At 55.3% G+C, this 25239-nt stretch carries 34 protein-coding genes and 1 pseudogene; 3 read left to right on the top strand and 32 right to left on the bottom strand.

What is annotated here, in order from left to right:
• Positions 1-2: 2 nt before the first annotated feature.
• The 11 genes from AC6I8A_RS11200 to AC6I8A_RS11150 form a co-directional block, all read right to left on the bottom strand.
• Entirely contained in the window at positions 3-2483 is a 2481-nt protein-coding gene (locus AC6I8A_RS11200) for a phage tail tape measure protein (protein WP_497818498.1), read from the bottom strand.
• Positions 2473-2598 carry a GpE family phage tail protein gene (locus AC6I8A_RS11195; protein ID WP_497818497.1) on the bottom strand — a complete coding sequence of 42 codons (126 nt, stop codon included), beginning with the start codon at positions 2596-2598 and terminating at the stop codon, positions 2473-2475. Before AC6I8A_RS11195 ends, AC6I8A_RS11200 begins: the two co-directional genes overlap by 11 nt.
• Positions 2599-2630: 32 nt before the next feature.
• Positions 2631-2909, bottom strand: a complete 279-nt coding sequence (locus AC6I8A_RS11190) for a phage tail assembly protein (protein ID WP_497818496.1) — start codon at positions 2907-2909, stop codon at positions 2631-2633.
• Between the two features lie 59 nt (positions 2910-2968).
• Positions 2969-3478 (bottom strand): phage major tail tube protein, encoded by a 510-nt coding sequence (locus tag AC6I8A_RS11185; protein ID WP_497818495.1) that lies wholly within the window; start codon positions 3476-3478, stop codon positions 2969-2971.
• A 12-nt stretch (positions 3479-3490) separates the two neighbouring features.
• A complete protein-coding gene (locus AC6I8A_RS11180) occupies positions 3491-4660 on the bottom strand; it encodes a phage tail sheath protein (protein ID WP_497818494.1) in 1170 nt (389 codons plus the stop codon).
• 127 nt (positions 4661-4787) lie between these two features.
• Positions 4788-5000 (bottom strand): hypothetical protein, encoded by a 213-nt coding sequence (locus tag AC6I8A_RS11175; RefSeq protein WP_497818493.1) that lies wholly within the window; start codon positions 4998-5000, stop codon positions 4788-4790.
• Positions 5000-6331 carry a phage tail protein gene (locus AC6I8A_RS11170; RefSeq protein WP_497818947.1) on the bottom strand — a complete coding sequence of 444 codons (1332 nt, stop codon included), beginning with the start codon at positions 6329-6331 and terminating at the stop codon, positions 5000-5002. Before AC6I8A_RS11170 ends, AC6I8A_RS11175 begins: the two co-directional genes overlap by 1 nt.
• On the bottom strand, positions 6328-6936 hold the full coding sequence (locus AC6I8A_RS11165) for a phage tail protein I (protein ID WP_497818492.1): 609 nt from the start codon (positions 6934-6936) through the stop codon (positions 6328-6330). Before AC6I8A_RS11165 ends, AC6I8A_RS11170 begins: the two co-directional genes overlap by 4 nt.
• Entirely contained in the window at positions 6929-7837 is a 909-nt protein-coding gene (locus AC6I8A_RS11160) for a baseplate assembly protein (protein ID WP_497818491.1), read from the bottom strand. The genes AC6I8A_RS11165 and AC6I8A_RS11160 overlap by 8 nt, the downstream gene beginning before the upstream one ends.
• Before the next feature lie 4 nt (positions 7838-7841).
• Complete coding sequence (locus AC6I8A_RS11155) at positions 7842-8192, bottom strand: GPW/gp25 family protein (protein ID WP_497818490.1); 351 nt, start codon at positions 8190-8192, stop codon at positions 7842-7844.
• Positions 8189-8773, bottom strand: coding sequence for a phage baseplate assembly protein V (locus AC6I8A_RS11150; protein ID WP_497818489.1), 585 nt, complete (start codon positions 8771-8773; stop codon positions 8189-8191). The genes AC6I8A_RS11155 and AC6I8A_RS11150 overlap by 4 nt, the downstream gene beginning before the upstream one ends.
• Positions 8774-8881: 108 nt before the next feature.
• Between AC6I8A_RS11150 and AC6I8A_RS11145 the strand changes: the two genes are divergently transcribed.
• A complete protein-coding gene (locus tag AC6I8A_RS11145; RefSeq protein ID WP_497818488.1) occupies positions 8882-9889 on the top strand; it encodes a hypothetical protein in 1008 nt (335 codons plus the stop codon).
• Positions 9890-9903: 14 nt separating this feature from the next.
• On the opposite strand, the gene AC6I8A_RS11140 is transcribed toward AC6I8A_RS11145, so the two are convergent.
• The 11 genes and pseudogenes from AC6I8A_RS11140 to AC6I8A_RS11090 form a co-directional block, all read right to left on the bottom strand.
• The gene (locus AC6I8A_RS11140; protein ID WP_497818487.1) at positions 9904-10350 is read right to left on the bottom strand and encodes a phage virion morphogenesis protein; all 447 of its coding nucleotides are present in this window, start codon (positions 10348-10350) and stop codon (positions 9904-9906) included.
• The gene (locus AC6I8A_RS11135) at positions 10347-10814 is read right to left on the bottom strand and encodes a phage tail protein (RefSeq protein ID WP_497818486.1); all 468 of its coding nucleotides are present in this window, start codon (positions 10812-10814) and stop codon (positions 10347-10349) included. Before AC6I8A_RS11135 ends, AC6I8A_RS11140 begins: the two co-directional genes overlap by 4 nt.
• The gene (gene lysC / locus AC6I8A_RS11130; protein WP_497818485.1) at positions 10747-11067 is read right to left on the bottom strand and encodes an Rz1-like lysis system protein LysC; all 321 of its coding nucleotides are present in this window, start codon (positions 11065-11067) and stop codon (positions 10747-10749) included. The genes AC6I8A_RS11135 and lysC overlap by 68 nt, the downstream gene beginning before the upstream one ends.
• Positions 10991-11335, bottom strand: a pseudogene (locus AC6I8A_RS11125) (Rz-like lysis system protein LysB); the annotation flags it as partial. The gene lysC and the pseudogene AC6I8A_RS11125, both read right to left, overlap by 77 nt.
• Positions 11335-11847, bottom strand: coding sequence for a lysozyme (locus tag AC6I8A_RS11120; RefSeq protein WP_497818484.1), 513 nt, complete (start codon positions 11845-11847; stop codon positions 11335-11337). The pseudogene AC6I8A_RS11125 and the gene AC6I8A_RS11120, both read right to left, overlap by 1 nt.
• Positions 11828-12043 carry an HP1 family phage holin gene (locus tag AC6I8A_RS11115; protein WP_497818946.1) on the bottom strand — a complete coding sequence of 72 codons (216 nt, stop codon included), beginning with the start codon at positions 12041-12043 and terminating at the stop codon, positions 11828-11830. The genes AC6I8A_RS11120 and AC6I8A_RS11115 overlap by 20 nt, the downstream gene beginning before the upstream one ends.
• A gap of 8 nt (positions 12044-12051) precedes the next feature.
• Complete coding sequence (locus tag AC6I8A_RS11110) at positions 12052-12258, bottom strand: tail protein X (RefSeq protein ID WP_497818483.1); 207 nt, start codon at positions 12256-12258, stop codon at positions 12052-12054.
• Positions 12255-12722 (bottom strand): head completion/stabilization protein, encoded by a 468-nt coding sequence (locus tag AC6I8A_RS11105; RefSeq protein ID WP_497818482.1) that lies wholly within the window; start codon positions 12720-12722, stop codon positions 12255-12257. Before AC6I8A_RS11105 ends, AC6I8A_RS11110 begins: the two co-directional genes overlap by 4 nt.
• 90 nt (positions 12723-12812) lie before the next feature.
• The gene (locus AC6I8A_RS11100; protein WP_497818481.1) at positions 12813-13481 is read right to left on the bottom strand and encodes a phage terminase small subunit; all 669 of its coding nucleotides are present in this window, start codon (positions 13479-13481) and stop codon (positions 12813-12815) included.
• 3 nt (positions 13482-13484) lie between these two features.
• Entirely contained in the window at positions 13485-14558 is a 1074-nt protein-coding gene (locus AC6I8A_RS11095; protein ID WP_497818480.1) for a phage major capsid protein, P2 family, read from the bottom strand.
• Positions 14559-14589: 31 nt separating this feature from the next.
• The gene (locus AC6I8A_RS11090) at positions 14590-15438 is read right to left on the bottom strand and encodes a GPO family capsid scaffolding protein (RefSeq protein WP_497818479.1); all 849 of its coding nucleotides are present in this window, start codon (positions 15436-15438) and stop codon (positions 14590-14592) included.
• Positions 15439-15583: 145 nt separating this feature from the next.
• Here AC6I8A_RS11090 and AC6I8A_RS11085 point away from each other — a divergent pair, with 145 nt between their 5' ends.
• Together AC6I8A_RS11085 and AC6I8A_RS11080 are read left to right on the top strand one after the other, a co-directional pair.
• Entirely contained in the window at positions 15584-17347 is a 1764-nt protein-coding gene (locus tag AC6I8A_RS11085; protein ID WP_497818945.1) for a terminase ATPase subunit family protein, read from the top strand.
• Complete coding sequence (locus AC6I8A_RS11080) at positions 17347-18369, top strand: phage portal protein (protein WP_497818478.1); 1023 nt, start codon at positions 17347-17349, stop codon at positions 18367-18369. The genes AC6I8A_RS11085 and AC6I8A_RS11080 overlap by 1 nt, the downstream gene beginning before the upstream one ends.
• 17 nt (positions 18370-18386) lie before the next feature.
• Here AC6I8A_RS11080 and AC6I8A_RS11075 read toward each other — a convergent pair whose 3' ends face one another.
• From AC6I8A_RS11075 to AC6I8A_RS11030, 10 genes are all read right to left on the bottom strand, one after another.
• Positions 18387-19112, bottom strand: a complete 726-nt coding sequence (locus tag AC6I8A_RS11075) for a hypothetical protein (protein ID WP_497818477.1) — start codon at positions 19110-19112, stop codon at positions 18387-18389.
• A 1-nt stretch (position 19113) separates the two neighbouring features.
• Positions 19114-20448, bottom strand: a complete 1335-nt coding sequence (locus AC6I8A_RS11070; protein ID WP_497818476.1) for a DUF3696 domain-containing protein — start codon at positions 20446-20448, stop codon at positions 19114-19116.
• Between the two features lie 301 nt (positions 20449-20749).
• The gene (locus AC6I8A_RS11065) at positions 20750-20926 is read right to left on the bottom strand and encodes a hypothetical protein (protein WP_497818475.1); all 177 of its coding nucleotides are present in this window, start codon (positions 20924-20926) and stop codon (positions 20750-20752) included.
• A gap of 106 nt (positions 20927-21032) precedes the next feature.
• Positions 21033-23267 carry a replication endonuclease gene (locus tag AC6I8A_RS11060; RefSeq protein WP_497818474.1) on the bottom strand — a complete coding sequence of 745 codons (2235 nt, stop codon included), beginning with the start codon at positions 23265-23267 and terminating at the stop codon, positions 21033-21035.
• Entirely contained in the window at positions 23267-23491 is a 225-nt protein-coding gene (locus AC6I8A_RS11055; protein WP_497818473.1) for a TraR/DksA family transcriptional regulator, read from the bottom strand. Before AC6I8A_RS11055 ends, AC6I8A_RS11060 begins: the two co-directional genes overlap by 1 nt.
• Positions 23491-23721, bottom strand: coding sequence for a DUF2732 family protein (locus AC6I8A_RS11050; protein ID WP_497818472.1), 231 nt, complete (start codon positions 23719-23721; stop codon positions 23491-23493). The genes AC6I8A_RS11055 and AC6I8A_RS11050 overlap by 1 nt, the downstream gene beginning before the upstream one ends.
• Before the next feature lie 65 nt (positions 23722-23786).
• A complete protein-coding gene (locus AC6I8A_RS11045) occupies positions 23787-24128 on the bottom strand; it encodes a DUF5347 family protein (protein WP_497818471.1) in 342 nt (113 codons plus the stop codon).
• Positions 24092-24280 (bottom strand): phage filamentation protein Fil family protein, encoded by a 189-nt coding sequence (locus AC6I8A_RS11040; protein WP_497818470.1) that lies wholly within the window; start codon positions 24278-24280, stop codon positions 24092-24094. The genes AC6I8A_RS11045 and AC6I8A_RS11040 overlap by 37 nt, the downstream gene beginning before the upstream one ends.
• A 9-nt stretch (positions 24281-24289) precedes the next feature.
• Positions 24290-24799: a phage regulatory CII family protein gene (locus AC6I8A_RS11035; RefSeq protein WP_497818944.1), complete on the bottom strand. Its 510-nt coding sequence runs from the start codon at positions 24797-24799 to the stop codon at positions 24290-24292.
• Positions 24800-24830: 31 nt separating this feature from the next.
• Positions 24831-25232 carry a hypothetical protein gene (locus tag AC6I8A_RS11030; RefSeq protein WP_497818469.1) on the bottom strand — a complete coding sequence of 134 codons (402 nt, stop codon included), beginning with the start codon at positions 25230-25232 and terminating at the stop codon, positions 24831-24833.
• Positions 25233-25239: the final 7 nt, after the last annotated feature.

The following is a 25239-nucleotide window of genomic DNA, read 5'->3' as shown; positions in this document are numbered from 1 at the left end:
GGTTAATCCTCCCAGCCCATTTTGCTGCGGTTCTGCGCCTGCCGGTTGCGCTGCTCTTTCGCCTGATGCTGCGCCATGAGCGCCAGCGCGTCGTCTTTGGTCATGCCTTCGTGCATCTTAATTTCATACTGATAGGTATTCTGACTGCGGTCGGTAAAGCTGCCACCGCCAGACGGCGCGGACACCGGGCGATACGGCGCGCCGCCGGTTGCCAGACTGTACTGCAGCCTGCCGGTTTCCACGCCCGCGCCGCCGGTCGCCAGCGGATCGGGTGACGGCACTTTGTCCCTGATATCGCTGGATTTGGTGTCGATGATACCGAGCTTTTCCAGCACCCAGTCGATGCCGCCGCGCAGCTGGTCAAGCGCTTCGCCCGGAATTTTCAACGCCTCAGCCAGCATGTTGCCAAACTTCCTGCCCATCTCACCGGCCGTGGCCAGCTCTGACTGCGTGGACTTCACCGGCTCCAGCAGGCGGCCGAACCATTCCCACAGCTCTTTCACCTTGCCGCCCAGCCATTCAAACGGCGGCTTGAGCGAGCCAAACGACTCACCAATCGGACCCATCGCGGCGGTGAATCCTGCGGCGACGCCTGACATAAAGGCGCTGATTGGCTCCCAGTATTTACGCACCAGCAGCGCTCCGGCGACGATAGCCGCGCCGATCGCCAGCACCGGCAGCGTGATTGCGCCGAGCGCCGTGACAATCGCGCCACCGGCGATGCTGAATCCAACGCTCAGCATGCCCGCGCCTGCGATAAGCGCGTTGATGCCCATCATCACCGGCCAGATAACCAGCCCGACGCCGCCGAGCACCGCCGCCACTCCGGCAATTGCGCCGGTCACCATCACCAGATTGGCCGTCAGGGTGGGATTTTTCGTCACCCAAGCATCGAGCTTTTCAATCCATTTCGTCGCGCTTTTGGTCATCACGCGAAGATGGTTATCCATCCCCTTAAAGACGTTAAAGCGCAGCCCTTCAAACGATCCTTTGAGCTTCGCCACGTCGCCCGACAGGTTATCGCGAAGCGTGTCACCCATGCGTGCGGCCGCGCCGGTGACGTCGCCGAGCTGGTTTTTCACGCCAGCCAGCGCGCCGAGAAACGCCGGTATCTGGTCAACGGATAAATCCTCAACCGGCGTACCGAAAAGGGAAATCGCCGCGTTTGCCCGCGCGGCCGGGTCTTTAATAGCAAGCAGCCCTTTCGCGGTTTTCTGCATGGCCGCTCGGGCTTTGTCACCGCCGCTGGCGATGTCGCGCGACATCTTCCCGGCGTTGAGACCGATTTCCTGATAGGCGGCGACGCTGTTTTTCGACATGTCCGAGCCGCGAATGCTGAACTCCTTAATCGCGTCGCCGGTCTTGTCGAGCGCGAACTTGCCCTGCTTCGACATATCAACCAGCAGCGACATGGCTTCTGCGCCGGTGAATCCCATATTGCGAAAGTGCGTTGAATACTCATGCAGAATTTCGGGCATCTCGCCGCGCATACCTGCCGACACGCGCTGCATGCCGGAAACAATCAAATCCAGCGCCTCGTCGCTGTTTGCCGCCAGCTTGTTTTTCATCATGATCGCGGCAATCTGGATGCTCTCGGCGGTATCAGTGCCGAAGGTGGACTGCATATCCAGCGCTTTACGGGTGATACGGTCTAACTCGGCTTCACCCACGTTGCCCAGCGTACCGAGCGTGCTGCGCACCGCCGATACCGCCTCGGTGATTTGCTCAATATCGCCGCTCACGCCCGACGCGTTGATGCGCTGAATGGCAGCGGTGTACTCGCCACCTTTTGCCGCGCTTTCGCCCTGGCGGGCGGCAATCAGTGCGCCGCTGTGCTGCGTCTGGATTTCTGGCGCCATTAACCGGCTACCGGCATAAAGCGCGGCTGTGCCCCCGGCAAACGCGGCTGCACCGCCGTTGCGCACCTTCGCGGATAACTCCTGCCCGCGCCGGTAGCGCTCGCTGACGCGGTTAAGCCGTTCCTGCTGCGCGTTGAGGCGCTGCAGCTCCAGCTTTTGCCGGTTGAGATTCTGCGTGGCCTGCGCGGCGGCCTCTTTCAGTCGCCGCTGCTCACTGCTCAGGTTGCGCGTGGAAATGCCCGCCGCCGCCAGCGCGTCGCGCTGCTGCTGCACCGACAGGCGCAGCGAGTTGGATTTGGTCTGCAGCGCGGCGGCCGCCTGTTTGGCTTTTTCCAGCTCGCGCGCCTGCTGTGCGGTGGGGCGGGCGGTGTTGCGAAACGCCACGGCCAGCGCTTCGGCTTCGGCTTTGGCGTTTTTGAGCTTCTGCTGCGTGACGGCGAGCTGCGCGCTGGTCTGGCGGAAACCGTCGATTTTGCCCGACTGCACATCCAGATCACGAATGCTGTCCTGCGACTGGCGGATGTCGGTTGCCAGACCTTTGGTGGCATTCTGCACGGCTTTGAAAGGGCGTGATGCACGGTCTACCGCGTTCAGCAGCACCTGCACCTTGAGGTTATTGCTCATCCGGGTCTGCTCCGCTGCGGATCAAGGCTTTGTGCCGCCACTCCAGCAGCTCGGCCAGCGGCATGGCGTACATCTCGGAGGGCGGCCAGTGGAATATCGTAGCAACGTCGGCCATCAGGTCATTCACCGTCAGGCCGACCGGCCACGCTATTCGTCCGACTTCGACTGCAAAAAACCAATCACCTTGCCGCTGAGTGAAATCAGGTCAGCCGGATCGAGGTTGTTGCATTCTGCTTTGGTCAGCGAAGGTGAGGTGATGCGCGGTAGCACGGTCAACATCGAGTCAACATCTGACTGACACAAATCCGCCAGGCGCACACCACGCAGGGAACCGGCGGTCGGCTTAATCAGTTCAACGTCTTTGATTTCGGTCTCACCGCGTTTGATGGGATATTCCAGTACCACGATGCAGTCATTCTTTTCCATGTTCATTTCCATTTCTGTCGTCAGGTAAAGCCAGCACCGGAATGGCGCTGGCGTCGGGTTTATAAGATGCCGAGGTTTTTGCGGCGCGCCTCAAGGCGATCAACGCCGTTAACCTTTTCCACCATGTTCACGGTATCGATCTCGATCAGCTCCTTGCCGTTCCACGTCAGCTTGAAATAGGTATTCTTGCTGGTGATTTTGGTTTCGGTGTCTTCGCCCTGTTTGGCTTCGCCAAAGTCAAAGCTCTGGTGCTTGCCGCGCACCTCGACCTCGACCGCGATTTCCTCGCCGGTGTCGTCGCGCTGATAAGAGCCGGTGAAGCGCATCGGGACAGCGGACGCGCCCCACTGCGAGAGCACCAGCTCATCAATGCCGCCGATAGTCCATTCCATATCAAGCGCATCATCTTCCAGCCCGTTGTCGATGAAGGCTGCGCCGCTCATGCCGCCTGCGCGGTACGCGTCGAGCTTGCGCGCCAGCTTCGGCAGCGTCACGGCGGTGACAACACCCTGATAGCTGTTGGCGTCGTTGAACAGGTTCATGCCTTTTAATTTGCGTGGCAGTGCCATTTATCCGGCTCCTTAGCTGTTTACGGATGCGGCGAAGGTCGCCAGATAGCTGTCGGTAATGCGCTGGCGAAAGGTCAAATCTTCCAGCGGCGGAACCGGCGTGTAGTCGTAGTCGATAAAGAGCTTGCCCGCTTTCAGGGTGTCTTTATCGTTGGCGCTTTCGTCATACCAGGCGGATGCGCCCAGCAGATAACCGGCGCTGACCAGCTCGCGGAATTTGGCGTTAATGCCCGCGATAATCTCTTTCACCAGTACCGGCGTCAGCGGCTTATCGACCGCCCACATATGCGCCTCGGCAATAGTGTCCGCCAGCACCTGCGCGGTGCGGGTGTAGTTCTCAAACTGGAACAGCGGGTCGTCGCTGCAGGTGCGGTTACCCCAGAAGCGGAAGCCGTCCTTGCGGATAAGCGTGGTCACGTCCGCCTCGTTGAGTAGGTCGGCATCGGTGCCAACCTGCTGCAAGTCCCAGAACACCGACGCGGAAATCCCGGTGACGCCATTGACGCCGACGTTAGACAGGGTTTTATGCCAGCCGGTGTCGTTGTCGATTTTGGCGCGCAGGCCGAGCGCGCGCGCGGTGGCGTAGGCCACGTCCGATTTATTGGTGGTGGTGTTCCACGCAAGGAAATCCGGCCAGATCACCATGATTTCGCGCTGGCTGAAATTCTGGCGGTACAGGCGGGCGTCTGAAATGGTGCTGCACTCCCACGCCGATACGTAGGCGAAGGCGCGCAGCTGCTGCGCGATGCTGCCAAGCGCTGTCGCCACTTCCAGCGAGTCGAGTCCCGGCACGCCGAGAATGCGCGGCTTCACGTCGAGCTGCGTCTGCGCGGCGAGCAGCGCTTTCATGCCGGTGTACTGGCCGTTGAGGTCAGTGCCGCCGATGATGTTGGAAATGGTTTCGGCTTCGTCGTCGCCTTCGGCCACGCGCACCACGACGGTGACGGGCTTTGACTGATCGGCGATTGCCTGCAGCGCGGCGGCGAGCGTGCCTTTTACGCCTGCTTTGCCGACCGCACCCTGTACGTTGGTGATGAGCACCGGGGTATTGAGCGGGAAGGTTGCCGCGTCCGCATCGTCGGCGGTGCAGACCATGCCGACAATAGCGGTTGATACGGTGGAAATGGTGCGCGCGCCGTCGTTGACTTCGACGACGCGGACACCGTGATGATAATCGGCCATTCGTTGCACTCCTGGTAAAAGGTGTGCTCAGGGTGGCAGGTCAGGCGGCGGGGTGCATGCGCTTGCGGTTTGCTCAGGAATGAACGGACAGGAAGACAAAGCCCCGCGCGGGCGGGGCTTATCACGGTCAGATGGTCACTTGCTGATCGTCGGTGTTCTCTTCCAGTGAAGCGGATTTAACACAGATGGGCATGCCGTCCGCATCGCTCGTCCAGCTCTTTGCACCGTCCAGCGGCTGCGTTTTGAACGAGTGGCTGTCGTCGGCAATCTCAAGGCAGCCGGTTAAATCGTGCATGCCGGGAATGGCCTCCGTGTTCGTCTGCGGGTTCCAGTACCACATTAATATCCCTCCACTACGTAATAACCGATGAATTTATCCAGATAGCCCGTTGCCGCCTGCGTGGTGCTCAGGGTGGCGTACTGACCGATAATGCGCATATTGCTCAGCGTTTCCGAGGTATAGGTCGAAAACTCCAGATAGTTACTTACCCCGGCGTTACAGATCACGCTGATGTTATTGATGGTCGAGTTAAACGACACAGGGAAATTCACCGCCACCCCCTGCGAAGGCACCGGAATGCTAAGCGGGTTGGTGCTGGTAAACTTGTACCCCTGACGGATCAGGCCGTCGCTGTAAATCTCATACCAGCCGTTAGCGTTCGATCCCGTCCTTACCAGATAGCGCGCCATTTTCGACAGGTCGCTCAGGCCGAGATTGACCAGGAACTGCGGCACGCTCGCGATATCGCTGCCGTTCTTCGCAATGTCCATTTTACCGGCCAGCGCGTTCGTCATCGTAGCGGCAAAGTTCGGATCGTTGCCCAGCGCGTCAGCCAGCTCTTTGAGCGTGTCCAGTGCCGCCGGTGATGAGGCAACCAGCGCCGCAATTGCCGCTTTCACAAAAGCCGTGGTCGCCAGCTGCGTGTTGTTCACCGTCTGCGCCGCCGTCGGTGCGGTTGGCGTGCCGGTTAGCGCGGGGCTGGCGAGCGGTGCTTTCAGCGCCAGCGCGTTATTAATGCCGGTTGCGACGGCCTGCACAAAAGCGGTGCTGGCAATTTGCGTGGTGTTTGTTCCCGCCGCTGCCGTCGGGGCTTTCGGCGCGCCGGTGAGCGTCGGGCTTTCTTTCGGCGCGTACTGCGTGTGCGGGTCGGTGGCTTTGAGGTGTGCGGCCATCAGGCTGTCGGCGTAGGCTTTCACCTCGATCACCGCATCATCAACATACTTACGCGTCGCCAGCACCACGGCCGGGTCGATTTTCAGCGTCACCGAGCTGGTGCTGTTCACGATGATAATCATGCGCACGGTCTGCGTGCGGCCGCTGCCTTCGGCAAGCATCGGCTTGTAGGTTTCGGCACAGTTTGCCACGGCAATCATCACGCCGTCGGCGTCAAACAGGCCAATCTCACGGATCCAGAAACCGCCTTCGCCTTCGGGGATCACCTGCTCGGCAATAATCTGGCTGCTGTTAGCGGTGTCAATGGTCAGCGAGTTGAGATGTGCGCGGCGCTTCTCGCCGATAAGCCTGGTCTGCGCGGCGTCAGGCGTGGGCAGCGTGCCGCCACCGTCGCCGACCGCCATTGCGGTAATGTTCACTTTGGTTCCGAGCGCGGCGGCGTTTGCCAGAATAGCCGCGCCCTGATTGGTCAGCAGGGCAAAATATTTCATCGTTATACGCTCACTTCCGTCAGGTCGATTAGATGCACCGCCGCGTCGGAATAAGCCGCGCCGCCTGTGCTGATAATGTCTGGTGTGTAGGGATAAACGGTCAGCTCGTCGCCGCTGTAGCTGGCAACCGCCACCGGGATTGCGCCGTTTGCATCGAGATTGATTGACAGCCCGATGAGGTGACGGCTGCACGGCCTGGCATCGGCGATAAGCCGCTCAAGCTCGTTGTACATTTCCTCTGTAATGCCGGTATCGAGCACGCCAACATCAAGGCGAAACGTGCCAGGCGCTTCGTTCGTCTTCCACCACTCCAGCACGCGGATCAGATAGCCCAGCGGCTCCACCACGCGCCGGATCGCGCCAATCGTGCCTTTGTGCCGGTGCACGTAGCGCGCGGCCGCTACCACGTCGCGCTTTGTGGACTCACTCCAGCCCGAATCCCAGCGATCAACCGACCACGCCCACGCCAGATAAGGCAGCAGCGCCAGCGGGCAGGTTTGCGGGTTCCACAGCTGGCGCAGCGGCACGTTCATCGTGCTGATATTTGCCAGCGCCTCAGCGGCGGCCACTTCCAGCACAGACGAACCGGTGGGCAGCAGGCGATCACTCATCGGAACCCCCGACGCTCAGCGTGTAGCCGGTGCAGTACGCGGCCTGCGTTTTATCAAGCACCACGTCGGCGGCGGGCTGGATCAGGTTGACGCGCTGCACGCCTTCAACGTGAATGGCCGCATACAGCGCCGACAGGCGGATGTCGCGCCCGAGCCGCTTTTGCGCGGTGACATACGCGGCAAGCTTCGCCTCTGACGCTGCCAGCACCGGCTCCGCTTCGGGACCGGGGTAAATAAAGATTTCGGCCTCGATCGCATAGTTCACAATGTCCGCCGATCGCACGTTCACGCGGTCAGCCACCGGGCGTACGTTCTCATCGTTCAGCGCCTTATCGACCACGGCCAGCAGGTCAGCGGCGGCTGTGCCGTCACCCTCGCGGGCAAGTACCGTCACGGTGACAACGGCAGGTGACGGGCTGATTGCGGACGCATCCGCCACGCGGCCGTCGGCGCTGCGCGCGTGATATTCATATGCGCCGGTCGGACCGGCCACGCTCAGCCCTTCAAACGCGGCGGCAATGCGGGCGCGGTAATCGTCGTTGCTTTCCATCACAGCCGCCGTCGGCGGAATGGTGGTGTTGTCGGCCGGTGTGATGGTCAGGCGCTCAACGCCGTTGTTTGCGCCGAGCTGGTCAAGGTCAGCATCCAGCGCGTACGCCACCATGACGCCTTTTGCCGCCTCGTTGATGCGCTGGCGCAGCAGCACTTCGCGATAGGCGTTTTCCTGCAGCAGCTTGACGATGGGTTCCGATTCGAGAGACAGCGTGCGCGCAATCGCCTCGCGCTGCTCTTTGGGATAGAGCGAAATCAGCGTGGTTTTGCGCTCGGCCAGCAGGGTTTCATAGTCCAGCGTTTCCACCACAGCGGGCGCGGGTAGCTGGCTCAGGTCAATGGTTGGCATGTTCTCAGCTCACAGGGACGGTAAAGGAAAAAGGCTGCGTGGTGTCGGTGCGTGTGCCGGTCAGCTCGACCACCATGCCGCCGTTGAAATCCGAATCAAAGTTGATAGCGGTGAGTTTGACGCGCGGCTCCCACTGCAGGATCGCCACGTAGCAGGCCGACATAATCTGCAGGCGCAGTGATTCGTTCTGCGGCTGGTCAATCAGCGCCGACAGCAGCGAGCCATAGTTGCGACGCATGACACGCGAGCCGATCGGCGTCAGCAGGATGTCGCGCACCGACTGCCGGATGTGCTCGATGTCTGTCAGTGCAGCGCCGGTGTCGCGGTTCATGCCGGTATATTTTGCCGCCGTCATATTGGTGTCCCCGTTTGGCCGCCACTGTCGCCCGGATGTTTGTGCAGGTGCAGCACTTTGCCGTTTGAACTGAGGTTGCCTTCGCTGTGCTCAATGTTGCCTTTCATCGTGCCGCCGTCGGTGACATCGAGCTGCGCCGTGCGGAGTAGCTTCGTGCATTCAACCAGCGGCGTATCGAGCAGCACCTGCACGGCGGCGGTGATGGTCGCAGTCTGAATGCCGCTGGCCGTCAGCGCGCCGGTTGCCGGTTCGTACTCGATCACCGCGCCATCGGGGAATGACCAGTGCAGCGCATCGGCGGAGGCAGACGGGGCGGGATTGTCATCAGAGAAAATACCTGGCAGCACAAAGCCGGTATCGAGTTCGCCGCCGAGACATAACACGAGCACCTGCTCGCCCACCGACGGCGCATTCCACGAGCGGGTTTTACCCGCACGGGCGGTAAGCCAGTTAAGCCAGCCGGTTGTATTATTCCCTGTATCCACGCGGCATAACCCGCTGTCCAGTTTTACGGCGGAAACGGTGCCGATGCGGATGAGGTTGCGCAGCAGGCGCAGGATTTCGGAGAGTTGTTCGTTCATAAAGCGAGAATGCCGATGCACAACGCTATTTTCAAAGAGCCGCTGCTTATCAGTTGACTAACAAACAAAGAGCTAATAGCTTTTCTTCTGAACAAAAAAGGAGTCATTTTGAAAAAAAACATTGCAGTGATTATTGGGAATGGCCTGTCAGTTGGGTTTAATTTTTATCATGACCTTGAAAGATTCGATAAAAATCAATCACCAATGACATGGGATTTGAATCTACCAAATCATCATGAACCCTTAATTAATTTATTTCCTCGGATGAAATCATTTAAGGAGAAAAACGAAGGGATGAATGACTTCGAGGTGTTCGAGAAGGCTGCTGAAATATTCCAGAAGCATGACGCTGGAAAGCTTGAGGTGTTTAATTCAGATGGCCCACTGTCCTTCAATAAGGATCACTTTGAGGAAACGATGATTCCTATGGAATGTCGGCATTTTCTATGCCTATCTTTCTCTCACTACTCCATAGAAACCAAGAAGTCCTTAAGCCCTGAATGGCCTTGGTTTAAATGGATACAGAAACATAAAAAAAGATTTTTGGGAGTTTGCTCATTTAACTATGACCTTATTATTGAACAAGTTTTTGATAGACTTTACACGTCATATTTTACCGATGCATCGAAACCTTGTTTTGGAGGTATTCCTGTATTTAAACCTCATGGTTCGTGTAACTACGAAACGCACAAAACTATTCATATCGAGGGGCTGAGTTATCCCTTAAAAAACATATTCAACAGAGTGGATGGGCCTATGAAACAATTAAGGTATGACAAGCTCTTACAGCCAAGGATATCACCTTTATGTATAATCCCGAATGAAAAAAATATATACTCCTCTTATCACTCCTTGAGGGCGTCAACTGAAATATATAACAAATCCCTTTCTAACGCTGAGATACTTGTAATTATTGGGCATTCTTACGCACCTGCAGATAGACCAGAAATTGATGACTTATTGGCGCGACTAAAGGCAGGAAGTATTGTTATAGTTGCAAACCCTAATCCACCTGAATTATTAATTGAGAAAATCAAAGATCTTAATTTTGCATTTGAATGCTGGACGAACCCGGAAGGGCCAGTAAATGGTTCAGGATTACTTAATGCAATTTAATTTTTTGGATTATTTTACCTAAGAGCCTTTAGTATTTCGTTTTCAATTAATTGTAAATCGCGGTCACTTATACCAAGAAGCGGTCGAGCATCGTATCGCGTATCTTTGCCGTTTCGCGATGGACGATCCCGAAGCCCATACTGATGCACCCGCACCATGCGCTGTACTCGGCCAACAAATTCAACCACCGCCTCATCAGAGTTCGCACGCGCCTTCATGTATTTTGCCGTGCGCAGCTTCGCAAACATCTCGCGCTTTACCCGGCCTTTCTTGCCGCGTATCGGCTGCTCTTTACGCGGCTTGTAAGGCGTGCCGTCCGGTGACTGCTGACGCTTGATGTTCTGCTGCTGGCTGGCGCGCAGCTTCTTCGCAATGTTGCGCGCCATCTCTTTGCGTGACTGTGGCGACAGGTTGCCGATCAGCGCATTGAGGCGGTCATTAACCAGCTCCAACTCACTCATGACTGCCACTCACTGACAAGTGCGCCGCCTGCATAAAGCTGCAGCGGCCGCACGTCATTTTCCGGCAGCGGATTTTCGCCAACGTGTTCGACGTGAAGTTCGTCGCCGACGCGCCGGATAATCACGCGCTCGGTGAGCTGCAGGTCGATGCTGATGTCGCTGGCCGTATCGCTGATCACGTCAGCCTTGAACGTGAAGTCGTTCTGCTGCTTGTCCTTCGTCGCCATTATGTCGGGTTCATTCACCCGCAGCCATTCAAGCATCGGCACAATTAGCAGGTCGATGTTGCCGGTGTAGTCGGTGATCACCATGTTCAGCCGGTACTGATATTCGAACGACAGCGAGGTGGCGAGCGTGGACACAACGCGCCCGCTGTCGATAAACACGTTAAGGCTGTCAGGGTTGCGCTGCAGCAGCGGCACGCTGTCGGTCAGCGCCTTGCGCAGTTGTTGCGGTTTCAGCATCGTGTTGCTCCTGGCACTCTTTGATGACTTCAATCTGCAGCCCGCATGACGCGAGCGCCGCCTCAAGCTGGCGGTTATCCGCCGCCAGATCGCCCGCCGTTTTGAGGCTGTTGCCCGGAACCGGGCAGCTTGTCACGCGAGGACAGCCAATCCAGATAATCTCTGGCGCTGGCGAAGGCGGGACGGGTGTGCAGCCGGATAACATCGTCAGGCAGAGCAGCAGCAGACCACTCACGTAAAATCGGACTCGCATCGGTTTCTCTCTGTATGTGTGCTTCGCGGGTTAAGGCTCCGGCGCTGGCGCGCCCCTGCATCAGCCTCAGCGCGGCCTCGCGCTTCTGCCCCTGCAGGTTTTCACTGTTGAGACGGTTAATCGCTTTGTCGCGGCTCTCGATGCCTGCCGACAGCGTGCCGATGATGCGCTGCGCGCCCGCCAGCTCGTCACTGACGACTGACCAGCGCCAGCCGGTAAACGCCAGCGCGAGCAGCACGACGGCAAGCAGCGTTGCGGTAATGCGCATCACGCTGCCCCCTTAAGACACCATGCCAGCTCACGAACGCGGCGGTTATCCAGCCCCTGATTAAACACGCCTTTCACGTACACCCAGCGCGGCAACTGGTAGCAGGCTTCGCGCCAGCGCCCCTCATTCAGCAGCTTCACCATTGTTGAGCTGCAGGCGTTGCCCGTGCCGACGTTGAAGGCGAGCGACACAAAGGCGTCGTAGACCTTTTGCGGCACGACCGCGAAGAGGCAACGCGCCAGCGCTTTTTCGGTGCGCAGCACGTTGGCGATAAACGTGCCCGCCGCCTGCCGCTCGGTGATGGTTTTCCCCGGCACGACGCCGACGGTGTTGCCGATGCCGTCCGTCCACTTGTCCGCGTCGCATTTGTACGGACTCAGACGACAGCCTTCATAGTCGGCAATCAGTTTCAGCCCCTCAACGGAGGTGTGCAGCTGCTGAAAGCCCGGCAGCGTGGTGGCGATTGCCAGCACCACGCCGATCGCACAGCGCTTAACGATTTGCAGATTCATAGTCACCCCGGCTGATGCGGCCACTCAGGAAAAGCTGGTAGGTTTTGCGGCGGTAATACCAGCTCACGAGAAACATGCCGACGCCGAGCACCATGCCGAGCAGCGTTGCCACGTCCTGCAAATCCCACTTGCCGAGCCAGCCCATCACCACCGCCACGCAGTAGGTGATAAAGGCGCTGATGCGCTCCATTGTGATGTTCATAGTCAGTCCCATAGGTTCACGGTTTCGCCCGTTGAGGATCCCGGCAGCTCAGGCAGGTCTACCGGCCAGCCATGCGGCAGCACCGCACCGGCATCGGCGAGGCCGGGATTCGCGGCCAGCACGGACTCCGTGACGTGCTGCGTGCGGCCGTAATACCGATTGCAGAGGTCATCCACCGTATCGCCCTGCAGCGCGTAAACCCGCCTCACAGCAGGCTCACGATGCAGCCATGCCGCTCGGCCACGCGGCTGATACTGAACCGCGCGTCGCGCCAGTATTCGTCGGCGCTGGCCTCAACGGCGTTAGCTTTGTTTGCGGCGCTGGCGTCATAGCCGCGATAGCGTTCAGCGATGGTGGCGGCGGTGATCGCCTCAACGGCCGCGAGGTAGTACGTGATTTTCTCGCTCACGCCGTCCAGCGATTCGGCCGGAACGTCAGCCAGCGTTTTGAAGCCTGCAGCCATGCGCTCGGCGCGCCACTCGTACAGCTCGGCGTTCACTTCGGCAATCGCATTTTTCACCGCCAGCCGCAGGCGCTGCGCGGTGACGGTTCCCTCGTAGCGCAGCAAGTCGCGCAGCTGCTGCAGGTCGATGTCAGGCCAGAAAAAGGTGTTCTTAACCGGCGGCTCGGCAGTCTCTGCCGGTCGCTGTGCTGCAATTACCAGCGTGCTCATAGTTGGCCTCGAAATAGGTGGGCGGTGGAGGACGGCGCAGACACTGAAAGTGCGTTGCCGTCCTGCCGCCCTGCGCGGGGTCGCGTCCGGTCAGCGGCTGGCCTGCGTCTGCTTTTTCATGGCAGTCGCCAGCCGCTCTATGTCTTTTTTCACGCCGCAGCCCTCGTTGAGCTGCAGCGCGCGTTTGAGGTGGTTCATCGCTTCCAGAGTCCCGCCCGCGTCGCGGTACACATACCCGGCAATCTTGTGCAGCTTGGCGCGCACCTGATCGGGCATGTCTTCGGCGTCGGTCAGCCGGATGGTTTCAATTAGCGGTTTAATATCCACCGCCTCTTTCGCCGTCCAGGCACGCGTCGCGGCGCTGGCCACTTCTTCGGCCAGCAGATACGGCAGGCTGTCGCGTTTAAAACCGTCGGGCGGCACCAGACCGTGCTGCAACGCATAACGGGCGATTTCAAGCGCGCCGTTTACGTCGCCGGTGTCCAGCCGCCAGATCATGACGGTCATCACGATGGCATCCTGCGCGCCGCGCCCGCTGTTCATCACGCCTGCAATCCACGGCAGGTAGTCGGGCAGCAGCTGGCGCTTAAGCTCCGCCTTGCGCTCGACCGAGTGGATTTTTTTCAGGCGGCGCTTGTCCTCGTTGAGTTTCACGAGCATCTGCTCATAGCCGGTGGCGTGGCGCAGCGGATTCGCGTTCCGCTGCGTTTCGGTTTCGGCCTGGACGCGCATCCGGTGACGGCGGGCGGGACTCAGCATGCGTTACTCTCCCGCCGGTGCTTCGGCTTCTTTAGGTGGTGTGAAGTCGCCGAGCACGATGTTCTCGATCACGCAGCCCGCTGCGTAGTCTTCCACCACGTAATCTTCGTTGGCCGACTCGTAGTTCTCGATGCGGTCACGCTTAGGCACTTCTTCGATGTGGCGGCGCTGCGTACCTTCCTGCCAGTAAATCGACAGGTTATCGAGACGGGTGATCATCATGGCGTTGGCCGGGAAGTACGGCACGCGCACGGCGGGCAGGTTGCCGATGCGCTTCTGGCTGATAATCACGTCAGCGGCCAATAGCTCGGTGTTCGCCTGGCTCTGGTTAACGATCGGGAAATACTTGTCGGCCAGCAATTGACGCCCGACGATGACGACCAGCTCCGGGTCTTCCTGATACCACGGCTCGATCAGGTTGTTGGTGGCGTCCATCACCAATGCATCAAGGTTGGCGAAGTCGCCTTCTTCACCCACACGAATTTTCTCGGAAATCACCGTGCCGTCTTCGGCGGTAATTTTGTTCATCACGCGCGCGGGCGCTTCATTGCGGTACTTCTGCAGCCAGCCCACGGCCACGTCCTGCAGCATCGGGTTCGCCGCGCGGTTCGAGGTTTTGGCGCGGTGCGTGCCGTTGAAACCGATCATGATGCGGTCAAGCGCCTGACGCTGAATGATGGCGTCGCGCAAACGTGTCTGGAAATCTTCATAGCGCGCCCACAGGTCAAGCGTGTTGTAGCGGATGTGGAAATCGAAGTTGACCTGCACGCACTCGTAGCCCTGGCTGTCCAGCGATGCAAAGTCAGCGGTTTCGCGCTCGTCGCCCCCTGCGGTGTCGGTGGTGCTGGCAATCGAGCCGGATACGCCGACGCCGATTTTTTCACCTTTCATTTCCGGCACGGGCACGATGTTGATGCGGGTCAGAAACGCAGACGACTCCTGCACGCGGGTCATCAGCTTCTGCGTCACGGACGGCTCGACGCTGAATTTCTTGTTCATGTCGTCAACTTCAACGCCGTTCAGCTCGGCGACGCGGGACATATAGGCATTAAATTTGAAACGGGTTTGCTTGCGCATTGGCTTTCCTGGTTATCAGTGTTCGGTTTTATCAGCAGTCGGTCATTACGCTGGATTTGTTGTCGCCGCCGGTGGCAGGCGGACGGCGGTTAAAGTTGCCGTCGGTGCGGGTGAGCGTGTCCTGCAGCGTGCTCAGCGCTTCGCGGTCTTTGCCGTGTTCGGCTTCCAGCGCATCAAGGCGATCGGTAAAGGTTTTCTCCAGCGACGCCAGCCGCTGCGCGTGGCTTTCGCCGTTGTGCTGCACCTGCTCGGCAATCACCGTTACCGCAGCGCTCACGTCGTTAAAACGCTCGTCGTCGGTCTTCTCTTTGCGTGTAAACAGGTCTTTCACGCGGGACAGAAGCGACGGGGCGGCGTCGGCCTCTTCATAAAACTCAATCAGGGTTTCTTCGGCGGCGGTAAACAGGTTGTCTTTATCCAGCTTGCGCGACGCCAGCGGGTTGGCTTTCGCCGTGGCGCTGAAACTCAGAATCTCGGTGCCGAGGCTGGCCGGATCGTCGGTGACGGCCAGACCGACCAGATAGGCTTCGCCGGTGTCGGCAAACTTGGTATTGATTTCAACCGAGGTGTAGATCTTCTGGCGCGCTTTGGTCAGGTCGATCAGCTCCGGCGTCGGGTCGATGTAGCCGTAAAGCGCAAGCTTGCCCGCCAGTGCGCCTTCGGTGATTTCTTCCACTTCAACTTTCGTTACGTCGCCGTAGCGGCGGAACGGGCTGTCGGCGGCGTAGCCCTTGATGTGTTCCATGTTGACGCGCGCCCCGTACACGCTCGGGTCGTAGTTCTTCGCCATCTGCGAAATCCACTCGCGGGAAATCTCGCGGCCGTCAGTGGTCGCGCCCTCAACGGCGATGCGAAAACGCTTTGCTTTGGTTGTTGCCATTAAACAGGCTCCGGTCAATGGGTTGGTTCGGTTCGGAGCCAGTTTCCCCGTCGCCACCTCATCCCTCAACGAAAGCCAGCCCGCTCACGTACCAGCAAACAGCCAGCGCAGGCGCGCCATTTTCGGCATCGGTAGCCTTAGCGGCATGAACATGACACCCGGCACCATCATCAGCGATCCGCGCCGTCAGGCTGCGCTGCTTTACTGGCAGGGATATTCCGTGCGCCAGATTGCGGAAGCGATCGGACAAAAAATACCGACCGTGCAGAGTTGGAAAGTGCGCGACGAGTGGGACAGCATCGCGCCCATCAGTCGCGTGGAAGCCAGCATGGAAGCGCGGTTGATTCAGCTCATCATGAAAGAGGTCAAGGGAAATGGGGATTACAAGGAGATAGACGCGCTTGGCCGCCAGATTGAGCGGCTGGCGCGCGTTGAGCGCTACCGCAGCAGCGGCAACGAGGCCGACTTAAATCCCAACGTGCGCAACCGCAACAAAGGCGAGCGCCAGCCGGTGATTAAGAACGTGTTCAGCGACGAGCAGACCGAGAAACTCACCGGCCTGTTTATGGATAACTGCTTTGAGTACCAGCTCAACTGGCACAAAGCCGGTTTGGCGCACCGCATCCGCAACATTCTCAAGTCGCGACAGATTGGCGCGACGTTTTATTTTGCCCGCGAGGCGCTGATCGATGCGCTGACGACAGGGCGCAACCAGATTTTCCTGTCGGCCAGCAAGGCGCAGGCGCACGTCTTCAAAAACTACATTCTCGACTTTGCCCGACAGGCTGACGTTGACCTCAAAGGCGATCCGATTGTGCTGCCCAACGGCGCGCGCCTGATTTTTCTCGGCACCAACGTGCGCACCGCGCAGAGCTACACCGGCAATCTGTACCTGGATGAATATTTCTGGATCCCGAAGTTTCAGGAGCTGCGCAAGGTCGCCAGCGGCATGTCGCTGCACAAGAAGTGGCGCACCACCTACTTTTCCACACCGTCGAGCCTGTCGCACAGCGCCTATCCGTTCTGGTCGGGCGAATTGTTCAACAAGGGGCGGCGCAACCGCGATGACCGTATCGAGCTGGATCTCTCGCATTCCCATCTGGCAAAAGGCGCGCTGTGCGGCGACGGCCAGTGGCGGCAGATTGTCACTGTTGAAGATGCGCTGACCGGCGGCTGCAACCTGTTCGACATCGATCAGCTGCAGCTCGAATACAGCCCGGCGGAGTATCAGAACCTGCTGATGTGTGAATTTGTCGATGACGAAGCCAGCGTGTTCCCGTTTGCCGAGCTGCAGACCTGCATGGTGGACAGCATGGAAGAGTGGGACGACTTCAACCCGTACGCGCTGCGCCCGTTCGACTATCGCCCGGTGTGGATTGGTTACGACCCGTCACACACCGGCGACAGCGCCGGATGCGCGGTGATCGCGCCGCCGCTGGTTGCGGGCGGTAAGTTCCGCGTGCTGGAGCGTCACCAGTGGCGCGGCATGGATTTCGCCGCGCAGGCACAGTCGATTAAAGAACTTACCGAAAAGTACACCGTGGAATACATCGGCGTGGACGCCACCGGCATCGGTCAGGGTGTGTTCCAGCTCGTACGCCAGTTCTTCCCGGCGGCGCGGGAAATCAAGTATTCGCCCGAGGTGAAAACCGCAATGGTGCTGAAAGCCAAGGACACCATCAGCAGCGGCCGCCTCGAATACGATGCAGGTCAGACCGACATCACGCAGTCGTTTATGGCAATTCGCAAAACCATGACCGCCAGCGGCAACCGCTCAACCTATGAAGCCAGCCGCAGCGAGGAAGCCAGCCACGCCGACGTCGCGTGGGCAATCATGCACGCGCTGCTTAACGAACCGCTCACCGCTGCCAGCGGCGGCGCTAACCCTTCATTTATGGAATTTTACTGATGAGCAAACGCAACCGCCGCAAGGCATTCACCGCATCAACCCAGCCCGCGCAGGACGCGTCGCAGCCGTTCGAGGCGTTTACCTTTGGCGAGCCGACGGCGGTACTGGATAAGCGCGACATCATGGATTATGCCGAGTGCATCCATAACGGCCGCTGGTATGAGCCGCCGGTCAGCTTCCACGGCCTCGCTAAGAGCCTGCGATCGGCGGTACACCACAGCTCGCCGCTGTACGTGAAGCGCAACATTCTGGCCTCGACATTTATCCCGCACCCGCTGCTCAGTCAGCAGGAGTTCAGCAAGTTTGCGCTCGACTATCTGGTGTTTGGTAATGCCTTCGCGGAGCTGCGCCGCAACGCGCTCGGTAAACCGCTGCGCCTCGAAACCTCACCGGCCAAGTACACGCGGCGCGGCGTGGAGGAGGGCGTTTACTGGTTTGTAAATGAGTGGAAGGAGGCGCACCAGTTCGAAGCGGATCAGGTGTTCCACCTTATTGAGCCGGACGTGAATCAGGAGCTGTACGGCCTGCCTGAATACCTTAGCGCGTTAAATTCTGCCTGGCTGAATGAGGCGGCGACGCTGTTCCGACGCAAATATTATCAGAACGGCGCGCACGCCGGTTACATCCTGTATATGACCGACGCGGCACAAAGCAGCAGCGACATCGAGCGCATGCGGCAGGCAATGCGCGACACCAAAGGGATCGGCAACTTCCGCAACCTGTTTATGTACGCGCCCAACGGCAAGCCCGACGGCATCAAGATTTTGCCGCTCAGCGAGGTGGCGACCAAAGACGACTTCTTTAACATCAAGAAAGCCAGCCGCGATGATTTGCTCAGTGCGCACCGCGTACCGCCGCAGATGATGGGGATTATCCCGGACAGCGCGGGCGGGTTCGGAGATGCGGTAAAGGCGGCGCAGGTGTTTGTGAGGAATGAGCTGACGCCGCTGCAAGAGAGAATGAAAGAAATAAATTTTTTCCTTGAAATGGATGTTATTGATTTCAAGAAATATGTTCTTTAAATTGTAATATTTGTAAGCTAAATAATGATGCCTTCAGGGGTGACTTTGTCATATTTTCCCCTGACAGGTTTTGCCATTTGAACGTCCCAATGGTCATTATGCATTTTGTCCCAAACCCATTCCCTGCCATCCTGATCAAAATAACCACCAGAAGGTCCATGTATTACTTTAGGTGAATTCTTCCAATGAGGTGGAGGGCTAAAGCATTTTTCCCCTCTGCAAGGCAATGTTGTTGGATATAATTTGTACCAAGAATAGACTGATTTTTTATAATCACCCTCAGATTTTATTTGAATGAAATCATCATATGCGCAGCACGTTGGTTCCGGGCTGAAAATGGACTCTTCATTTTTTTTACCTGACAATGACTTGGTGCCAAAGCCTTTAAGAAATTCTTCAAATATAGCTTGGTGCTCACCGTTAACGTTATTACACCTGACAAGTTCAATGTTATTTTGTAAATTTGCAGTGACATCTATCAATGTTATTTTGTTAAGTTGTTGAGTTAATGATATATGCCAAATGTTAAGGTATTTATTCCATTTTTCATCTTCAGTCATATTCCAAGGGTATTCTTCCTGAAAGTTAATGAATATTGCCCTTGGGAAATGGCAAGGTACTTTTTCTTCTTCTATATACTTAAGAAATGAGCATAGAGGTAGGATGTAGTTGTCCTCAACTTCTTCGGGTGTAGTCATTTTTATATCAATGATCAAATGAGGGCAAAAGGTAGCCTTAGACATATTAATCTCCATTTTTTTTAATGGCGCGTTTTTTTGCTCTTTCCTTCATAATACTCAATGCAATTGTTTCTGAGTCATCGAGAAAGCCTTTAGGCCATATGTCAAACATGCCATCCTCATCTATATGCCGCTGATTAACACTAGTTCCACTATCTTCAGACTCTTCAACGAAGGCAACTGATACTCTTTCTGCAAGAGAAGTATTTTGAATTACTCGTAATCTGAGCTTATTAACTAAATCTACACTATGAGTTTCAATAATAAATCTCAACCCATTATCAATAAACATTAAAAATAGATCCGCTAAATTTGCAGCGCTAGAGGGGTGAAGATGAATTTCGGGTTGTTCTAAGAGTATTAATGATTTTTTAGGAGCAAGAAGGCACAGTAAAATAATTGGTATCAGCTGGGAGTAGCCAAATCCAACATCGGCTAGTGTAATCGACGAAGAACAACTTTTGTGGTCAAGGTTGATTTTATAAATTAGATCTCCAACCCTTGATGGAGTTATTTGCTGACTAAGACCTGCTATATTAATGCACTCATTTAATGCATCGACTAAAGTAAGGTCTTGTCCATTCAAACTGACTATCTTATTCTGATTTAGCCAAAGTACGTGAGCTGAATTTTCTCCAGTATAGAGTAACTCACTCTCAGATTCACTAAAATGCACATAAGCTCTCTTTGGTGAGGCTCTCAGTGGACCAAGATATCTAATGCGAGATAGCTCGTCGTATAATTCATTACAAAGTTCCTTTTCAGTTGGTAATACTAACTCTAATGGAAAATGCATACTGCTATTCTCCTTCTTAATAGGCTTACCTACTAAAAAAGAAGGAAGAAACTTAAAGTAATTTATGTTTGTAATTTCAATATCAAAATCAAATATGTCACTAGTATTTTTTTTCTTTTGAATAATTGTCTTCAGTCGATCAAAGTTTACTTTTTTAATCTTATTCTCTTCGAAATACTCAACGGTGAAGTTTTTTATTTTTGGTTTGTATGTGTGCTCGTTTTTTTTATTTATTATATCGAATTTCAATTTTCCTGATAGATCGCTCGCCACCAACTCAAATTCATAATGAATTCTTGCAGTATTGACTGATGGAAGACCGTTAGCTAATTCTTTCAGGTTAGAATAAGTAAGAAAGTCTCCCTCTAAGGTGATAGCTTCTTTATTGTCACTTTCTATAGATTGTTTTAGTAAAAGTAAGCTTTGAAGGATGGATGATTTCCCACAGCTATTTCTACCTATAACTATATTCAGATCATCAATTGAAAAATCATGAAGTTTTTTTAGCGCTTTGAAATTACAAACTGAGAAATTTTTTATCATTAAATGTATCCTTACCTAAATCAATACCAAAGATGATCTAATAAAATAGATCGTTAGATAAGTATTTACTTTACATAAGACTACTCCTGCGCGCAATGCTATCCCCGCCACGCCTGCCCGCTTTATGCACCGTTTTTCATGCAGATGCATGCGCCTCGTCAAGCCGCGCCAGCTATGGGCGCTGTAGCGATCGGCGATCCTATCTGGATCATGCAAAATCATGCACAAGAATGCGCTTTGCTGCAGCGTGAAAAAAGCCACCGAAATGGTGGCTCAGGGCAGGGGAGTTACTGAGAAGAAGTCATTTAGCCTGGCGGAAAATGGCATCCTGATAAATCGCCGTATCAATCTTTCCGGCCATCTCACTAATCATCGACAGTGCCAATTTTAGTTCATTTTCTTTGCAGTGTGCGACAAGCGAAACGTCAGCGATAAACTGAATGCGTGAAACGGTCTCGCTCAGATTGTCTAAGTCCATCAGTTAATTAACTCCTCAATCAATTTTTATACTGTATGAATGAACAGTATCATGCGATTCAGGAACCGTAAAGATTCGCATGGTTTTTTGTAAGTTAAATGCTGTTTTATTGAGCGCTGCGTTTTCCCATACATTTTTTAGCCAATGCCTCAAACCTGCTAAGGGCGGTGGATGCTTTACGCCGATCGCGGAACAGATGCCCGCTGCTGCCACTCCAGAATGTTTGCTCACCCACTTTCAGTTTTCGGCCGCTCATCATCCATGTGATCTCACCTTCGGACAGGTGCAAACGCGAGACATCGTGGAATATCTCTTTAAGCTGTTCCCGTTTCTCCAATTGCTGAGCGCTCGGCGCTGGCGGTGACTGTTTTCGCTGCTTAACAGGTGTGCTTTCGTGCAGTCGCCGCAAAATACGCCGCCTTTCTGCTCGCGTTGGCGGCTGTGAGAAATCGATAGGGACATCAACTGGCGGCGACGCCGTACAGTTATTGACAGAACTCCAAGAGGACGCGGACGCGCCCTTAACGTCAACGGCCAAATCAACGGCACGCTTCGGCACAATCGTCCATTGCGTCAATCTGGTTAGAATCGGCGTATCTGTGCCAGCGTCTGTTGCATACACGCCTTTGATGCGCATGGTTTCCTCCCCATAGGCATTTAGGTCTTCACTCGGTTGATACCATGTACGTACGGCCAGTTCATCACGACGAACAAATGCGCCGCCTTGTGCGTTAACGTAGCCAGCCCAATCGCCAGCATCTGCTGCGTCATGTGCAGCAGCGAACTCGATGCTGAGGCCGTGCGCGGTTTCGCTGTCTGCCATGCGGCGTAACTCGCGATAGACAGTAACCGGTGCGCCGCCAATGAACTGGAACTGGCGAATGTGCCAACGCGCCGCCCATGCTGAAACGGCTAAGGCAGTTTCTTTAAGCTCTTTGCCGCTATCGTCGTCCAGCTCGCCGTCGAGCGCATAGCCATCGATATTTTTTGAGATGTATTTCGCCACATAACCGGTGGCGCTGCCTTTATCGGGATCGATAGCTTCCGCATGGAAGCGCGCTCTACGTGCCTTTTCGGTGGTTAGTTCAGTGCTATCTTCGCGCCATGCATAGTCGCTAATCACCTCACGCACGCGATCAACATTTTCAGGCAGCATAAACATCAGCATGTGCCAATGTGGAGTTGCATCGTGATGGGGTTCGGCAACACGGATACCAAAGATGCGGATCTCTTCGCGATGCAGCTTGGCGCGAATTTTCTGCCACACGTTGCACAGATAACGCTGCGTGTCTGCCGGGCTGGCACCATTCCACTTGCGGTTACGATGACCGGTCTTGATAGTGGCGTGGTAACGAGAAGGCGCGGTGACGGTGTAGAACTCGCCAACAAAGCCCATATCGTTGCAGATATTTTCAAAGCCGCGAATGCGATTCATCAACTCGCAGCGCTTAATTGCGGGATTCGACACGCTGGAATCAAACTTGTCGATTAAGCTGATCCTCTCGCCGGTTTCTTCATTCTCCAGCTCAAGCCCTTTAAGAAACTCACGCGTGCGGCGCTTTTGCTCGCGCCATTCCGACACGGTCATATTGCTGGCATAGGGTGTGTGTTTCTTGTTGACGTTAGCGAGAGCGATTTGCAGATGTTCACGCCATGATGCCGCGATACGACGCAGACGGCCTTTCCACCATTTCTCGGTTTGCATGCGCATGATGGCGGGGGTGACTTCTTCCGGATCGAATAGGCGTGATGTGACTTTTTCCCACAATGGCGGTGTCTGATTAAACTCGCGAGTGATGGTTGCGGCTGTCATGTAAATGCGGTGCGTGTATTTATAATCTGATTCGTTGTCAGATTGAGCATGCGCCTGCACCAGTTCAGCCAGGGCAAAGTTGGCAATGTCGCCAGCCAGCAAATCAACATCGGCGCGAGCCATATCCGGCAAGCGGTTAAAACGACGCATTAACTCCCATAGCGCACCGCACACTCTCGCCGCACCGATATCCTTAGTGGCGTTTTCTGTCAGCACATTAAAAGTGCCGGCCTGCATTTCGTCGAGCCGATATTTTGCATTCACACATTCGACGCGTGGCAATGTGCGCTCAACGAAGGTCTTTGTTAAGTACGCATTGGCACGGACAATGCCCTGTGATTTTTCCAGTTCGGCGACGCGCCGCCTGACATCGAGCTGAATCAGTGTTGGCTGCTGAGCGAGTAACTGCTCAGCATGCGCCAAAGCCGCAATCAATTGATCGCGGCTTCGCAATTCCTGATAAGTAGGATAGGGACTGGCAATGGCTTCCCGTGGAGCATTCCATGGGTAAGCATAATTCTCTATCATCAGGCTTTGGCCTGCAGATGTTTTCCGCGCAGCTCTTCAATCTCCTGACAAGAAACGCAGCGAGTAACGCCAAGATAGGTGCGCCGACGCAATTCAGGAATTGGGGCGTCACAGTCTTCGCAGAAAGAAGCGCTGAACCCAGGGGCACGGTTAACGATGAGGGCGATGTTACGTTCGAGCATTTCCTCAGTGCGCTGCTGCACAAAATCCATTGAATCAGCCATCAGTGCGTCTCAGCGATTTGTGTTTGGATTCTTTCGATTTCCTGATGGAGCAGCTCAGCGGCTTCAATCGGAGATAATTCGTCGTGCCGGATTTTCGCAGCGAGGATGTTCAGACGGTTGACCATCAGGTCAGCACGACCGCGACGTTCTTCTTTACGCGCATCATTCAGCATCATGTCGAGATCGATGTATGAAGCCGTTTGTTTAGGTTGGGAGGAATTATTCAGCATGTAATTTCCTGTTTTTGGGCAAAGTGAATCCCGGCGGGTTTACGCCAGTTAATTGCTTGGGTTATTTAGTTAGAAAGCGTCATTCGCTTAGGAAATAAACTCACGACTGCTTTTAATTGGTTCATTGCACGAATGACTGCGGTTTTTTCATCGGTGCTTAATTCGTTTAAATCAGCGTTGTGTCGATCTTTGCCAATATTTGCCAAAAAGAAGATGGCACACAGAGCGCGCTTATTGTCCTGATAGTTGCTGTCTGTTACATCACGCATTGAGTCAAAGAATCGAGTTAAATCCTTTTCACTGTCGCCGCCCTTAAATTGCGAGCGCAACAATGCAACGTGATTAAGTGCCGCGACACGTTGACCTGCGTTCAGTTCGACAAGCATTGAATCGCCTTCAATAGCCATGATTTGCCTCTCTTGGACGTTGCTTGAGATCGTGGTGCGCCTGACACCTCTTTAACCGGATGCCAGCGCTTACCGTTGTCACCTAAAATCCAGCCATGTCCGTAGGACATTGACGGACTTTGCCTTTTGAGCTGTGCAGCAAATGAGATCATAACTTCACCTCAGACCACGCCAAACGAAGCGCTAAGGCCGCTGATAGCATCGACTGTTGAAGACAAAGCAGGGTTAGCTTGTATGCGTGCTTGAACAGCGATTGCGGCCAGCGTTAAGCACCGAATACCGCTGTTGACGTTTTGAAGCAGACCACGTTTGCAGCTCGCGCTTAATTGCTCAGTTGAGATCGCACCAGCAGCGAGTTGACCAACCTCAGCGGTGGCTTTCATCACATACAGCGGCAGCTTGTCTTTGGCGACTTCGTTGACCGGCACGCAAGGTAAACACTGGATTTGCGCAAGCAAACCATCAATGAGCGTCGCGTCTTCGGTGACATCGGTGAGCGTTAACACTTCTTGCACGGTGAGCTGATGCGGCTGATCGGGATTCAGCTTGTTACGCAGCGTTTGTGCCCGCATGCCAGCTTGCTGCGCAACATCTTCCATGTTGTGTGCTAACGCGAACTTACGGCAGGCATCGTCGTAATGCGTATGGGTAGAAACCTTGAAATCAAACATGATTGAAATGCCCTCAACTTGCAAAATCAAATTAGGGTTTGATGTAGCGGCATTTGATTGCGTGCTGGCGATTTTTTTCACGCCAAGCAGCAACATTGATAAGCGGATTACCATGTTTGGTCATGGTGGTTTCTACCACCTCACCGGTTTTGCGGTTGGTTCGGTTCTGGGTATAAGTGGTGGATGGGGTAGGAGCGAGCAGGACAACACCATTGGATATCCATTTCTCTAGTACCGAGTCACTAATACGGTTCGCTGCGGCGAAGTCTTTCTTCGACATGGTAGGTGAAGTCGCTAACGCGACAGCTTTGTTTACTGCCTCGTTAACCGCTTCGCTAATAACAGGCATCAAAATTGCAGCGACATCGGCAATGAAATCTTTAGATTGCACTAAGTCAAATGCGTTTTGGCTGTTTGCATTTTCAGTATGCATAACGCAG

It is taken from the genome of Pantoea sp. X-Soil-ISGK-275, assembly GCF_059730795.1.
Note: the sequence above shows the minus strand (reverse complement) of the source record. Positions and strands in the feature narration are given on the sequence as shown.